The sequence below is a fragment of the Micromonospora sp. CA-259024 genome (assembly GCF_050936255.1).
GTDB lineage: Bacteria > Actinomycetota > Actinomycetes > Mycobacteriales > Micromonosporaceae > Micromonospora.
This window is the reverse complement of record NZ_JBNJND010000001.1, coordinates 1,402,831-1,416,088: the sequence shown is the minus strand read 5'-3', so window position 1 is coordinate 1,416,088 and position 13,258 is coordinate 1,402,831. Positions and strand designations below refer to the sequence as shown.

Below are 13,258 nucleotides of genomic sequence, written 5' to 3'. Positions count from 1 at the left end.
GTGTCAAGGGCATGTTTCCGCTCGATGAACCGCCGTTGACAGGCACCGTTCGGTGACGCAAGCTGTCTCGGCGGACAGGCGTCCGTAGAACGGGCGGAAACATGGTGCAGCATTCGACAGGGCCGCTGGCTGGCCTGCTCGTCGCGGACTTCTCCCGGATCCTCGCCGGGCCGTACGCGACGATGCTCCTGGCAGACCTGGGCGCACAGGTGATCAAAGTGGAGAGTCCCGGTGGCGACGACACCCGCACCTGGATGCCCCCCACCCGCGACGGCGTCTCGACGTACTACCTCGGCATCAACCGCAACAAGCGGTCGGTCGCCCTGGACCTCAGGAAGCCGGACGACCTGGTGGCCGCGCAGGAGCTGGCCCGCCGCGCCGACGTGATGATCGAGAACTTCCGGCCCGGCGGTCTCGCCCGGTTCGACCTCGACTACGACACCGTCGCCGCGAGCAACGAGAAGATCGTGTACGCGAGCATCAGCGGTTTCGGCACCGGCGCCGGCCGGGACTTCCCCGGCTACGACCTGATGGTGCAGGCGATCTCGGGCCTCATGAGCCTCACCGGCGACCCCGACGGCCCTCCGTACCGGGCCGGCATCTCCGTCTTCGACGTGATGGCCGGGCTGCACGCGAGCATCGGCATCCTCGCCGCGCTGCACCACCGGGGCGCGACCGGCAAGGGTCAGCACGTCGAGGTCAACCTGCTCAGCTCGGCGCTGTCCGGGCTGGTCAACCACTCCAGCGGCTACGTCGCCGGTGACACCGTCCCGTTCCGGATGGGCAACGCGCATCCCAGCCTCTTCCCGTACGAGCCACTGCCCACCGCGGACGGCGAGCTGATCGTCATCGCCGGTAACGACGGGCAGTTCCGTAAGCTCTGTCAGGTGCTCGACCTGCCCGGCCTGCCCGACGACCCACGCTTCGGACGCAACCAGGACCGTACGGCCAACCGCGAGGAGCTACGGCCCCTGCTGGTCGAACGACTCGCCAAGCGGACCAAGGACGAGTGGTTTCGCGACCTGCTCGCCGCAGGCGTCCCGTGCGCGCCGATCAACACCATCGACGGCGGCGTGGCGCTCGCCGAGGAGTTGGGGCTCGACCCGGTCGTCGCCGTCGGTGACGTGCCCGGCGTCCGCAACCCCATCACCTTCTCCGACACCCCGGCCCGGTACGAGCTGCCGCCGCCCGGGCTCGACGAACACGGCGAGGAGATCCGCGCGTGGCTGAAGAGCTGAGCTTCCCGACCGGGATCGGCACGTCCGACCCCACGACCATCTCCCTGCTCGGGCAGGACCTGGCCGGCGAGCTGATGGGCAAGGTCGGCTTCGGCGAGCTGGCGTACTGGCTGGTCGCCGGCCGCCGTCCCACCCAGGGCGAGGTGCGGGTCTTCGAGGCGGTGCTGGTGGCGCTCGCCGACCACGGCTTCACCCCGACGGCGATCGCGGCCCGGCTGACCTACCTCTCCGCGCCCGAGTCGTTGCAGGGCGCGCTCGCCGCCGGCCTGCTCGGCGGTGGCTCCCGCTTCCTCGGCGTCACCGAGGACTGTGGACGCTTCCTCGCCGACACCCTCGCCCAGGCCGGCGAGGTGACCGACTACGACACCGTGGCGCTCGATGCGGTCACGCGGGCCAAGAAGGAGCGCCGGCTGGTCCCCGGGCTCGGGCACCCGGTGCACAAGGAGCAGGACCCGCGCACACCCGTGCTGATCCGCATCGCCACCGAGGAGGGCCTGCACGGCCCGCACCTGCGGCTGTTCGAGGCGATCGGACGTGTGCACCCGCAGGTGCTCGGCCGAACCCTGCCCCTCAACGGCGCCGGGGTCTGCGGCGCGGCGCTCGCCGACCTCGGGCTTCCCGTCGACATGCTGCGCGGCTTCGCCCTGCTGGCCCGCGCGGCGGGGCTGCTCGGGCACCTCGCCGAGGAGCGTCGCCGGCCGCTCGGCATGGACATCTACCGCACCGTGGACCGCAACGCCGTCTACGAGCCCTGAGACCCCTCCACTGCAGCGAAAGGAGCGGAATGGCCACCGTCGTCGCGGTCATCGCCTCCACCCACCACCCCTTCTACTACCGGGCCAGCACGGCCACCGGCGAGGATCGGCCACCGTTCGCCGACGAGTGGACCAGCAAGATCCTGGCCTTCCGGGAGACGTTGACCCGGGCCAGGCCCGACGTGCTGGTGATGGTCGGCTCCGACCACTTCCACCAGCTCTGGCTGGACAACATGCCGCAGTTCCTGGTCGGCAAGGCACCCACGTACGACGCCAACTGGTACAACGAGGAGCGCGAGTTCGGGCTGCCCCGGATGCTGCTCAAGGGCCAGGAGGACCTGTCCGGGCACATCCTGCGGGCCGGGCTCGACGCCGGTTTCGACCTGGCGTTCAGCAACGAGCTGCGGATCGACCACAGCATCACCTGCCCGATCATCACGCTGCGACCCGAGGCCGACCTGCCGATCGTGCCGATCTACACGAACATCTTCGCGCCGCCGCTGCCACAGCCGAAGCGCTTCGTCCAGCTCGGTCAGGCCGTCCGGGAGATCGTCGAGTCGTGGCCGTCGCACCTGCGGGTGGCTGTCATCGGCACCGGCCACCTCTCGCTGGAGCTGGGCGGCCCCCGGCAGTTCGGCCCGCACGGCCCGGACCCGGAGTTCGACCAGCGGGCCGTCGAGTGGATCGCCAACGGCGACCTGGACGGGTGCCTGCGCGAGGTCACGTTGGACAGCCTGCACTCGCCCGGCAACGCCACCCACGGCTTCATGGACTTCATGCTCATGATGGGGGTGGCCGGGGCCGGCGCCAAGGCTGACTACGTCGACACCCTCGATCTGTTCCACACCATGGAGGCCTACTTCACCTGGTACCCGAACGGAGCGCCGGCGGCATGAGCAAGTACCTGCTGAACAAGTTCCTCTTCATGGTCGACCGGGACCCCGAGCTGGTCGAGCGCTACCGCAGCGAGCCACGCGAGCTGGTCGCCTGGTGGGAGGCCGAGTGCGCCAACACGGTGCTGAACTGCCACACCGGCGAGGCGAGCACCTGGCTGCGCCTCGACGACGTGGAGCGGGAGGCGCTGGCCACCCACGACCACGTGAAGCTGTTCGAGTTGGGGGCGCACCCGTTCCTCACCCTGACCCTCTTCATCGCCCTCTTCGAGCGGGACAACACCGAACCGCTGGAGTACCAGAAGTCCTACGGCGCGCGGCTGGCCCACTTCTCGATGCCGTACCCGGACATCGCGACGTGATCCGCGCTGCCCTGCTCAGCGCCTGCGGCACCCCACCGACGATCGCCGAACGGCCGGCCCCCGTGCCGGCCGACGGCGAGGTGGCGGTCACCGTCGAGGCCGTGCCGATCACCCCGCTGGACGTGCTCTGCGCGAGCGGTACCAGCTACTTCGGTACGCCGACCACCCCGTACGTTCCGGGCGTCCAGGGTGTCGGTCGGCTCGCCGACGGCACCGGAGTCTGGTTCGGCACGTCGGCCGGGATGAAACCCGGCCTCGACGGCAGCATGGCGACCATGGTCGCGGTGCCCACCGTCGACGTGGTGGCGCTGCCGCCCGGCGTACCGCTGACCCTGCTCGCGGCCCTGGGCCTCTCCGCGGTCGCCGCGCACGCCGCCCTGACCCACGGCGGCGGCCTGACGGCCGGCGAGCAGGTCGTCGTGCTCGGCGCCGGGGGTGTGGTCGGGCAGGCGGCGGTCCAGCTGGCCCTGCTCGGCGGCGCGCGCCGGGTCGTCGCCGTGGCCCGCTCGGCCGCGGCGCGGGCCCGCGCCGAGGAGCTCGGCGCCGCGGTCGCCATCCCGCTGCTCCCCGACGACGATGTCGCGTCGATGGCCGACCGGCTGCGCGACGCGGCCGACGGGCCGGTCGACCTCGTTCTCGACCCGGTCTTCGGTGTCCCGGCCGCTGCCGCGCTGCGGGTGCTGCGCCCGGGTGGCCGCCTGGTCAACCTGGGCAGCGCCGCGGGCGCGACCGCGCCTATCGAGTCCGCCGTGCTGCGCAGCGGCTCGCTGCGGATGATCGGCTACACCAACAACGGGCTGTCGACCGCGCAGCGGGCGGCGGCGATCGCCGTCGTGGCCGAGCACGCGGCGGCCGGCCGGCTCACCGTCGACCACGAGATCGTGCCGTTCGACTCGGTCGCGGACGCCTGGGCCCGGCAGGACGCCGGCACCGCCGCCGGTCGTATCGTGCTGGCGCTCTGACCGGGCCGGACCCCCAGCCAGGGATCGCGAAGCCCTGGATAAACCGCACCTGGTTGGGGTTCCGGGCCGGTGCGACGGTCGGTCCATGACACCTTCCACGCACACCGTCACCGGCCACTGGATCGGTGGCGAGACCGTCGCCGGCACTGCCGGCACCCTTTCCGTCGTGAACCCGGCCACCGGCGAGGTCGTCGCCGAGACCCCGGCCGGCACTGCCGCTGACGTCGATCGGGCCGTCGTCGCCGCCCGGGCGGCCTTTCCCGCCTGGGCAGCGACCACGCCCCAGCACCGGGCCGACGTGCTGCGTCGCCTCGGTGCCGGCCTCGGCGCCCGGCAGGAGGAGATCGCCCAGGCGATCACCGCCGAGATGGGCTCTCCGATCGGCATGTCCCGCACCGCCCAGGTCGCCTTCCCGGCCGCGGTGGTCGAGTCGGTCGCCGGGCTGGCAGACGACTTCCCCTGGACCGAGGAGGTCGGCAACTCCCTGATCGTCCGCGAGCCGATCGGCGTCGTCGGCGCGATCACCCCCTGGAACTTCCCGTTGCAGCAGATCGTCTCCAAGCTGGCGCCGGCGCTGCTCGCCGGCAACACGATGGTCTTCAAGCCGTCCGAGAACGCCCCGCTGACCGCGCGCATCCTCGCCGAGGTCGCCGCCGAGGCAGGCGTGCCGGCGGGCGTGCTCAACGTGGTGTACGGCACCGGCGCGGTCGTCGGCGAGGCCATCTCCGCCCACCCGGACATCGACATGATCTCCTTCACCGGCTCCACCCGGGCCGGCAAGCGCATCGGCGAGGTGGCCGCGCAGACCGTCAAGCGGGTCGCGCTGGAGCTGGGCGGCAAGGGCGCGAACATCATCCTGGACGACGCCGACCTGCCCGAGGCGGTCAACCGGGGGCTGATGATGTCGTTCAGCAACGGCGGCCAGGTCTGCGGCGCATGGCCGCGGATGCTGGTGCCCGCCTCCCGCCAGGACGAGGTCGTCGCGCTGGCCGTCGAGGCGGCGAAGCAGTACACCGTCGGCGACCCGACCGACGAGGCCACCCGGATCGGCCCGATGGCGTCCGAGGCCCACCGGCAGAAGGTCGTCGGGTACATCCAGCGGGGCATCACCGATGGCGCCCGGCTCGTGTTCGGCGGCCCGGACCGGCCCGAGGGCCTGACGACCGGCGCGTACGTCCAGCCGACGATCTTCGCCGACGTGGATCCGACCTCGCCGATCGCCCAGGAGGAGATCTTCGGCCCGGTGCTGACGATCATCCCGTACGCCGACGAGGAGGAGGCCGTGGCCATCGCCAACGGCACGCTGTACGGCCTGACCAGCGGCGTCTTCGGCGAGCCGGAACACGCGCTGGCGGTCGCCCGGCGGCTGCGCGTGGGCCAGGTCGACGTGAACGCCGGCCACTGGAACCCGCTCGCCCCGTTCGGCGGCTACAAGCAGTCCGGCAACGGCCGCGAGTTCGGCCGCTTCGGCCTGGAGGAGTTCCTGGAGACCAAGTCCATCCAGCGCTGACCGCACCGGACGGCCCCGGTCCACGGCCCCGGTCCGCGCCGCCGGGCCGGGGCCGCCGCCATCAGTGCCGGGGGCGTCACCATCAGGCCGGGGCGTCGTGTCCCGTCCCTCACCGCGCCCTTTGCTCTGCTTCAACGGACGCAACACCTGATGTCCGGTTATCGGACGTCAGGTGTTGCGTGGAGTGAAGCAGAGCAAAGGATCGGGTGGGGGTACCGCCCCGCCCCACCCCCGCTGGCGGGCGCCCGAGTGGAACAGCGCGCCCATGCCCACCTGTTGCAATGCATGTGCCGGTTGACCGCCGGCACCCCACCGATCGAGGAGTCAGCGTGGACCGCGCCCAACTCGCCAGCTTCCTGCGTACGCGACGGGAGGCCCTCCAGCCCGAGGATGTGGGGTTGCCCCGCGGGCAGCGCCGACGCACCGGTGGGCTGCGCCGCGAGGAAGTTGCCACGTTGAGCGGAATGTCCACCGACTACTACAGCCGGTTGGAGCAGCAGCGAGGGCCGCACCCCTCGGAGCAGATGCTCGCCGCCCTGGCCCGCGGCCTGCGACTCTCCCTGGCCGAACGGGACCACCTGTTCCAACTCGCCGGTCACGCCGTCCCCCACCGCACGATCCGGGCCGACCACGTCAACCCGGGGATGATGCGGATCCTCGACCGGATGCACGACACCCCCGCCCAGGTGGTCAACCACCTCGGCGAGACCCTGGCGCAGACCGCGCCGGCCATCGCCCTGCTCGGCGACGAGACCCGGCACACCGGGCTGGCCCGCAGCGCGCACCACCGCTGGTTCACCGACCCGAAGGCACGGCAGCTGCACCCGGCGGAGCACCACCAGACGCAGAGCCGCCTGCTCGTGGCGCACCTGCACGCGTCGTACACCCGAGACGGCCGGGGATCGCGGGCCGCGGCGATCGTCGACGACCTGCTGGCCACCAGCCCGGAGTTCGCGGAGCTGTGGCGGGAGCACCCGGTGCCGGGCGGCTACTGCCCGCCGAAGCACTTCCTCCACCCGGAGGTCGGAGCGCTGGAGCTGCACTGCCAGACGCTGGTGGATCCCGACCAGTCGCAGACGCTGCTGGTCTTCACCGCCGTGCCCGGGTCGGAGAGCGACGAGAAGCTGCGGCTGCTCTCGGTCATCGGTGGCCAGCTCGCCTGACCTGTTCAGCTCCGCAGGAACGCCAGCAGGTCGGTCCGGACCGACCCGAGATGACGCAGAGCCGGACCGGACGCGCCGTCACATGTAGGTCAGGCTGATCCAGAAGGCTCCGGCGGAGGCCGCCAGCAGACCGCCGAGCGTGCCGCCCATCAGGACCAGCGCTGGGGCGAGCCGAAGTCGGATACGCAGCAGGAGGTACACGCCGATGGCGACGATGAAGGCGATCACGGCGAGGTAGACCACGAACAGGGCACTCGCGGTGATCACAATCGTCGCGCTCGTGGCGAGCAGGGCCGCCCACCGGGCACCGAGCTCGCGCCGGAAGACAGAGTAGGTGACAGCGCCGCTGAAGAGGGCGACGAACACCAGCGCTGCGGGCAACGCGAGCCTGGCGAGCAGGAGCATGAGCAGGAAGCTCGCGGCGAGGGCAGCCGCCACGCCAACAGCGGCCAGAGCAGCCCGTTGTGCGCCGCGCTCACGCAGCAGAACCAGGTAGGCAACACCGCCGCCGAACACGACTGCACCACCAATAAAGATCATGAGATTCAGGTCCACGGTTTTCCTTCGAGGGGGGGGGAAGCGGGCGGTCGTCGTCGCGCTGGGCGCTTGGCGCGCATTCCAGCCTGACGGCCGCAGCCCGCCCCGCCGGAACCCCCGCCGGAACGTGACATGAACGCGCGAGCACGACTTCCACGTGAGCGCGTTCCGCGCCGGGTCGGAGAGCGACGAGAAGCTGCGGCTGCTCTCCGTCATCGGCGGCCAGCGGGTCTGATCCCGGCGTTGGACGCGCCGAGGTAGCGGGCCGGGCTGACGCCCAGGTACCGCCGGAAGTGGCGGGTCAGGTGCGCCTGGTCGAAGAAGCCGGCCGCTGCGGCGGCCGCGGCGGGCCGCTGCCCGGTGAGGAGCAGGCGACGCGCCAGTTCAACCCGGCGACCGGTCAGGTACGAGTGTGGCGGCAGCCCGTGCGCGTGGGTGAACGTCCGGACCAGGTGGGTCGGGTGGGCGTGCAGCAGCTCGGCGGCCTCGCGCAGCGTGACGCCCTCGATGGTCCGGGCGTCCAGCAGCTCCCGCAGGCGGACCGCGAGGCCGCGTGCGGCCGGTTGGACGGTGGCCGGGCCACGCTGGCGCAGCTGCTGGCGCAGCCGGTCCAGGATGAGCGCGAGCCGACTCTCGGCCTCGAACTCGTCTCCGGGTGCGGCGAGCGCCTGGTGCAGGTGGTGGACCCGGTCCCGCAGATGCGGATCGGCCACGGCCGGCTCGTCGACCGCGCGGCCGACCAGCTCGACACCGAGCGCCGAGGTGTCGAGGTACAGGACCCGCTTGCGGAAGCCGTCCGGTGTGGCGGAACGGCCGTCGTGCGACACGTACGGCGGCAGCAGGGTGACCGACGTGCGCAGCGCGCCGTGCCGGTGCCGGTCGAGGTCGAAGCGGACCGCGCCGTCGTCGACGATCAGCAGCGTCCAGACGTCGTGAATGTGCGGCGGATAAGCGTGATCCACGAAATGGGCGTGGAAGACCTCGACGACCCCGGCTACCGCGGGTCGCCACGCGCTGACGTGCGAGCCCGCCGGACGGGTGGCCACGCTAAGAACGTACAAGACCAGCCGGCGCCGGGGCGGGCAGGCTCGACGCCATGACCGAACCCATCCGATTTCCCACCAAGATCGCCGTGCTGCTCCGCGACGACCTGGCGAGCTGGCAGCGGCTGAACGTCACCGCCTTCCTGGTCAGCGGCATCGCGAACGCCGAGCCGGAGTTGCTCGGCGAGGAGTACCGCGACGCGGACGGCACCCGGTACCTACCGATGTTCGGCCAGCCGGTGCTGGTCTTCGCCGGTGATCGGGCGGCGCTGGTCGGCGCGCACTCGCGCGCACTCAACCGTGGGGTACGACTGTCGATCTTCACGTCTGAGCTGTTCGCCACCGGCAACGACCGGGACAACCGCGCCGCTGTTCAGGCGGTCGGTCGGGAGAAGCTCGACCTGGTGGGCTTGGCGCTGCACGCCCCACGCAACGTGGTGGACAAGGTGCTCAAGGGAACCACCATGCACCCGTAGCGGTGCAGGGGAACAGGATCGTGCACTGGCTGTTCAGGCGACGTTCCGGTGGGGGTTCCACTGTGGTGAGCGGCGGGGGCTTGCATCGGCCCGGCGGTACCGACCGCCGACTTGATGCTGGAGGCAATGTGCGTACCACTTCCAGAAGGGCCCGGGCTGTCGCGTCGGCCGCGGCGGCGATCTCGCTGCTCGCGGCGGCGCCGGCACTCGGCGCGCCGGCGCACCAGACCCCGGGGCACCCGAACACGGGGGCGAGCTGTGCGCCGGACGCGTCGCTGCTCGGCTTCACCGACGCCCTCGACAAGACCACCTTCCGGGGCAGCCCGGTCGCCGGACTGTCCGCGCTGGCGTTCACCCGGCCGGGACGCGCTCTCGCGCTGGTGGACAACATCGGCACCACTCCCGCCCGGGTCTACGAGCTGGGCCTGGACACCGACCGACGCGGAGTGGACGTGGGTGTCCGCGACGTCACCACGCTCACCCGCCCGGATGGCACGCCGTACACCGGGGCGGACTTCGACGGTGAGGGCCTCGTCGCCGAGCGCGGCGGGGCCACCGTCCTGGCCAGCTCGGAGCGGGAGCCGTCGATCCGCCGGTTCCGGCTCTCCGACGGCCGCGAGATCGCCTCGCTGCCGGTGCCCGCTCGGTTCCAGGTCACCCCGGCCGGCGAGGCCGCGGTCAACCAGACCTTCGAGGCGCTCGCGACCACCCCGGACCACCGGGTGCTCTACGCCGGCATGGAGGGTCCGCTCGCCGCGGACGGCAGCGACGCCGAGGGCCGCGGTCGGAACCGGATCATCCGGTACGACGGTCGCGAGGGCGGCGGGTACGCCCCGACCGTCCAGTACGCGTACCGCACCGACCCCAACCTCAGCCTGGTCGAGCTGATCGCGCTCGGCGACGACCAACTGCTCGCTCTGGAGCGCGGCTTCACCAGCGGGGTGGGCAACACCGTCCGGGTGTACCGGGTCTCCGCGACCGGCGCGCCGGACGTCTCCGCCGTGCCCTCCCTGTCGACGGCGACCGACCCGCGGTCGTGGCTCGGCAAGGAGCTGCTGGTCGACATCGTCAACTGCCCGCCGTCCGGCGCGACCACCAAGCAGCCGCAGCCCAACCCGCTGCTGGACAACATCGAGGGTGCCGCGCTCGGCGGCAGCCTGCCGGGCGGTCGCCGCGAGCTGTACCTCATCTCCGACGACAACGGCAGCGCCACCCAGACCACCCGGGTGTACTCGCTGTCGGTGAAGCTGCGGCCCCAGGTAACGCTGCGGGACCGGGCGCTGCTGTCGGCGACCGCGTACCAGCCGGGCCCGATCTCCGGCACCCAGCTCTCCACCAACCCGGTCAACGGGATCACCGCGCCCTTCCCCGGCCAGCCCGTCCCCGGCTTCTCGGCGGTGATCCCGGCCCAGCCGGGTGACCGCTCCGGCAAGCGGCTGCTCGCCATGCCGGACAACGGCTTCGGCGCGAAGACCAACTCGGCCGACTTCCTGCTGCGGGCGTACGAGATCGAGCCCAGCTACCGTAGCCACGACGTCACCATTCGGGGGCACATCAGCTTCCGCGACCCGGACCACAAGGTGCCGTTCCCGATCGTCAACGGCAACACCCGGGATCGTCTGCTGACCGGCGCGGACTTCGACATCGAGTCGCTGGCCCGCGACGCACGCGGCAACCTGTGGATCGGTGACGAGTTCGGCCCGTACCTGATCCGCACCGACAAGACCGGGAAGGTGCTGCAGGCGCCGATTCCGCTGCCGGACGGGACCAAGTCCCCGCAGTCGCCGGATCTCGCCCCGGGCGAGACCCCGACCCTGCGCGCCAGCAACGGCTTCGAGGCGATGGCGGCCAGCGAGGACGGCTGGACCCTCTACCCGATCCTCGAAGGCGCCCAGGTCAACGACCCGGACCAGCGGCGCCGGGTCGTCTACGAGTTCGACGTGCGGCACAACCGGTACACCAACCGCACCTGGTCCTTCCGGGTGGACGACCCGTCACTGCTGGTCGGAGACGCGGCGGTACTCGACGGCCGGCGGTTGCTGCTGATCGAGCGCGACAACGGCATGGGCCAGCAGTCGCTGGTCAAGCGTTTGGTCGTGACCGATCTGGACGAGGTGGGCGCGGACGGCTACCTGCCGCGGCGCACCGTGGTGGACCTGATGCACATCGCCGACCCGACGGGCGTCTCCACCCCGGCCCGCCCGGGTGAGTACGGCGTGGGCCCGCTCTTCTCGTTCCCGCTGCAGTCGGTCGAGTCGGTGCTGCCGCTGGGCGGTGACCGGGTGCTCGTCGCCAACGACAACAACTTCCCGGGCAACGACGGTCGCATCCCGGGGCGCGCGGACGACACGGAGCTGATCGTGATCGACGTGCCCGGCCTGCGGTAACCCGCTGACGCACGACGGCTCCCGGCGCACCCGCGCCGGGAGCCGTCGTCGTTCCCGGCACTGTCCGCTGTACGGACAGCTAGTCGAGATCGGCGGTCCGCCTTCCGGAAACGTCGCCGGGACCGAGCCCTCACCGGATCGGCGCGGCGCAGAGCACGCCGGAGTCCCGCCCATCCACCGGTCCTGTCGGCAGCCCGGACATCCGTCCACGACCCCATCCGGCATGTCGAGCACCGCCCCGGCCGAGCCCTCGTCCGCATGCCGGACAACTGTGAAATCCGCGTAACGGGCACGTCAAAAGCTGCCCCTTGACAGCCTCAGGGAGAGGCTCCATCGTTACGCCAACGTTCTTCCGATCGCCATACGGACAAGCGTCCGGGTTGGAAGCGCGAGGTATTCCGCCGCCCCACCCCCACCGGACCCTCACTGCGGGACGGCGCCGTCGCCGTCACCTGAAGGGGAGACACCACCATGACCGAAACACTGAAGGAACCAACCGAGCCCCCGTCCACCCGAACGACCACGGAGCTGACGCGGGCGTCGATCGCCGTCGGTTTCGCGGTGCTGTGCGCCTCGTACATGCTCAACGCGATGGACCGGCAGATCTTCTACCCGCTGCTGCCCGAGATCCGCAGCGAGTTCGGTTTCTCCCTGGATCAGGGTGGACTGCTCGCGACCGGCTTCACGCTCGGCCTCGCCCTGGCCGGGCTGCCCGCGGGGTACCTGGTCGACCGGGTCTCCCGCAAGACCATCATCCTGATCAGCGTCCTGGTCTACTCGATCGGGACGCTGGCGATCCCGCTCGCCTCCGGCTTCGTCGACATGAGCGTGTACCGCCTGATCTCCGGCGTCGGTGAGGGCGTACAGGCCACCGCGCTGTACGCCGTCATCGGCGCGTTCTTCTTCCACCGCCGGGCGGTCGCCGCCGGCGTGGTGGGCGTCGCGTTCGGCGCTGGCATCTTCCTCGGCCCTCTCGTGGGGACGAGACTCGCCACCGCGTGGGACAACTGGCGGGCGCCGTTCTTCGCCTTCGCCGCGGCGGGCCTGGTGATGTGCCTGCTCATCGCCGTCATCGTCAACAAGCGACTGACCGAGGCGGTCACGGGTGCCAACGCCGGGCCGCAGGGCAGCTTCGACCACGTGCCCGACAGTCCGTACAACCGCAACACCCTGGGTCTGGGCATCGCCTGCGCGGTGTCCGGGCTGGTGTTCTACGGTTTCCTCGGCCTGTACCCCACGTTCCTGCGCGAGCAGCTCGGGTTCAGCCCGCAGCAGGCGGCGCTTGCCGTGTCCATCTCAGGCTTCGGCGCGATGATGGCCCTGCCCGCCGGCTGGCTGGGCGACCGGGTCAACCAGCGGTACCTGCTCGCCTTCGCATTCGTGGCCACGTCCGCCACCGCGTACGTCACCTATCAGGTCGCCACCTCGGCACCGGCCCAGTACGTGCTCGCCTTCCTGATGGGCACCTTCGCCAGCGGCTTCCTCTTCACCAACTGCACGACGGCCATGCAGCGAGCCGTCCGACCCGAACACGTCGGGCGGGGCGCGGGCCTCTTCATGCTCTCCTACTACGTGGCCGCGGCCTTCTCCGGGCTGCTCTTCGCGCGGCTGGTGGCCGGGCTCGGCTGGGACGGCGCCGGACTGTGGCAGCTGACCGTCCTGCCGATCGTCGGCATCGCCGGGCTCGGGCTGGTCGACACGTCGAAGATGGTCCTGCGCCGGCCGGTCAAGCCGTAGCCGGCGGACCCGGGCGACCGCGGTGACCTCAACGGTGGCCGGCGGTCGACCAGGGCACGCGAGGCCCCCACGGTCGACGTCGGCCAGCCGACGACGGCCGTGGGGGCGATCGGTCCACAGGTGATCCTCGGCGGCCGGGACATTGATATCGATGCGTGTCCCTGTAATGATTAACAGACTTTACAGTCGGACCTG

The 13,258-nt window shown here is 71.3% G+C and carries 12 protein-coding genes; 10 read left to right on the top strand and 2 right to left on the bottom strand.

What is annotated here, in order from left to right; all coding sequences use genetic code 11:
- Positions 1-101 precede the first annotated feature (101 nt).
- From ACQEUX_RS05765 to ACQEUX_RS05735, 7 genes are all read left to right on the top strand, one after another.
- A complete protein-coding gene (locus ACQEUX_RS05765) occupies positions 102-1,238 on the top strand; it encodes a CaiB/BaiF CoA transferase family protein (protein WP_433042262.1) in 1,137 nt (378 codons plus the stop codon).
- Complete coding sequence (locus tag ACQEUX_RS05760) at positions 1,223-1,993, top strand: citryl-CoA lyase (RefSeq protein WP_433042259.1); 771 nt, start codon at positions 1,223-1,225, stop codon at positions 1,991-1,993. The genes ACQEUX_RS05765 and ACQEUX_RS05760 overlap by 16 nt, the downstream gene beginning before the upstream one ends.
- A 29-nt stretch (positions 1,994-2,022) precedes the next feature.
- Complete coding sequence (locus tag ACQEUX_RS05755; protein ID WP_433042256.1) at positions 2,023-2,889, top strand: extradiol ring-cleavage dioxygenase; 867 nt, start codon at positions 2,023-2,025, stop codon at positions 2,887-2,889.
- Positions 2,886-3,248 (top strand): hypothetical protein, encoded by a 363-nt coding sequence (locus ACQEUX_RS05750; protein ID WP_433042253.1) that lies wholly within the window; start codon positions 2,886-2,888, stop codon positions 3,246-3,248. Before ACQEUX_RS05755 ends, ACQEUX_RS05750 begins: the two co-directional genes overlap by 4 nt.
- On the top strand, positions 3,245-4,210 hold the full coding sequence (locus ACQEUX_RS05745) for a quinone oxidoreductase family protein (RefSeq protein ID WP_433042250.1): 966 nt from the start codon (positions 3,245-3,247) through the stop codon (positions 4,208-4,210). Before ACQEUX_RS05750 ends, ACQEUX_RS05745 begins: the two co-directional genes overlap by 4 nt.
- 85 nt (positions 4,211-4,295) lie before the next feature.
- A complete protein-coding gene (locus ACQEUX_RS05740) occupies positions 4,296-5,720 on the top strand; it encodes an aldehyde dehydrogenase family protein (RefSeq protein WP_433042247.1) in 1,425 nt (474 codons plus the stop codon).
- A 329-nt stretch (positions 5,721-6,049) separates the two neighbouring features.
- Positions 6,050-6,883: a helix-turn-helix transcriptional regulator gene (locus ACQEUX_RS05735; RefSeq protein ID WP_433042244.1), complete on the top strand. Its 834-nt coding sequence runs from the start codon at positions 6,050-6,052 to the stop codon at positions 6,881-6,883.
- 78 nt (positions 6,884-6,961) lie between these two features.
- On the opposite strand, the gene ACQEUX_RS05730 is transcribed toward ACQEUX_RS05735, so the two are convergent.
- Together ACQEUX_RS05730 and ACQEUX_RS05725 are read right to left on the bottom strand one after the other, a co-directional pair.
- A complete protein-coding gene (locus ACQEUX_RS05730; protein ID WP_433042241.1) occupies positions 6,962-7,438 on the bottom strand; it encodes a hypothetical protein in 477 nt (158 codons plus the stop codon).
- A 194-nt stretch (positions 7,439-7,632) separates the two neighbouring features.
- On the bottom strand, positions 7,633-8,466 hold the full coding sequence (locus tag ACQEUX_RS05725) for an AraC family transcriptional regulator (protein WP_433042238.1): 834 nt from the start codon (positions 8,464-8,466) through the stop codon (positions 7,633-7,635).
- Positions 8,467-8,516: 50 nt separating this feature from the next.
- Between ACQEUX_RS05725 and ACQEUX_RS05720 the strand changes: the two genes are divergently transcribed.
- The 3 genes from ACQEUX_RS05720 to ACQEUX_RS05710 all read left to right on the top strand — a co-directional run bounded on the left by ACQEUX_RS05720 (position 8,517) and on the right by ACQEUX_RS05710 (position 13,063).
- A complete protein-coding gene (locus tag ACQEUX_RS05720) occupies positions 8,517-8,939 on the top strand; it encodes a DUF2000 family protein (RefSeq protein WP_433042235.1) in 423 nt (140 codons plus the stop codon).
- Positions 8,940-9,067: 128 nt separating this feature from the next.
- Positions 9,068-11,326, top strand: coding sequence for an esterase-like activity of phytase family protein (locus tag ACQEUX_RS05715; RefSeq protein WP_433042232.1), 2,259 nt, complete (start codon positions 9,068-9,070; stop codon positions 11,324-11,326).
- A gap of 471 nt (positions 11,327-11,797) precedes the next feature.
- Complete coding sequence (locus ACQEUX_RS05710; RefSeq protein ID WP_433042229.1) at positions 11,798-13,063, top strand: MFS transporter; 1,266 nt, start codon at positions 11,798-11,800, stop codon at positions 13,061-13,063.
- Positions 13,064-13,258 lie beyond the last annotated feature (195 nt).

What these genes read in the sequence shown, in the direction of transcription:
- ACQEUX_RS05750 (WP_433042253.1), top strand. Translation starts at nt 2,886, where the DNA reads ATGAGCAAGTACCTGCTGAACAAGTTCCTCTTCATGGTCGACCGGGAC.
- ACQEUX_RS05710 (WP_433042229.1), top strand. Translation starts at nt 11,798, where the DNA reads ATGACCGAAACACTGAAGGAACCAACCGAGCCCCCGTCCACCCGAACG.
- ACQEUX_RS05765 (WP_433042262.1), top strand. Translation starts at nt 102, where the DNA reads ATGGTGCAGCATTCGACAGGGCCGCTGGCTGGCCTGCTCGTCGCGGAC.
- ACQEUX_RS05740 (WP_433042247.1), top strand. Translation starts at nt 4,296, where the DNA reads ATGACACCTTCCACGCACACCGTCACCGGCCACTGGATCGGTGGCGAG.
- ACQEUX_RS05720 (WP_433042235.1), top strand. Translation starts at nt 8,517, where the DNA reads ATGACCGAACCCATCCGATTTCCCACCAAGATCGCCGTGCTGCTCCGC.
- ACQEUX_RS05755 (WP_433042256.1), top strand. Translation starts at nt 2,023, where the DNA reads ATGGCCACCGTCGTCGCGGTCATCGCCTCCACCCACCACCCCTTCTAC.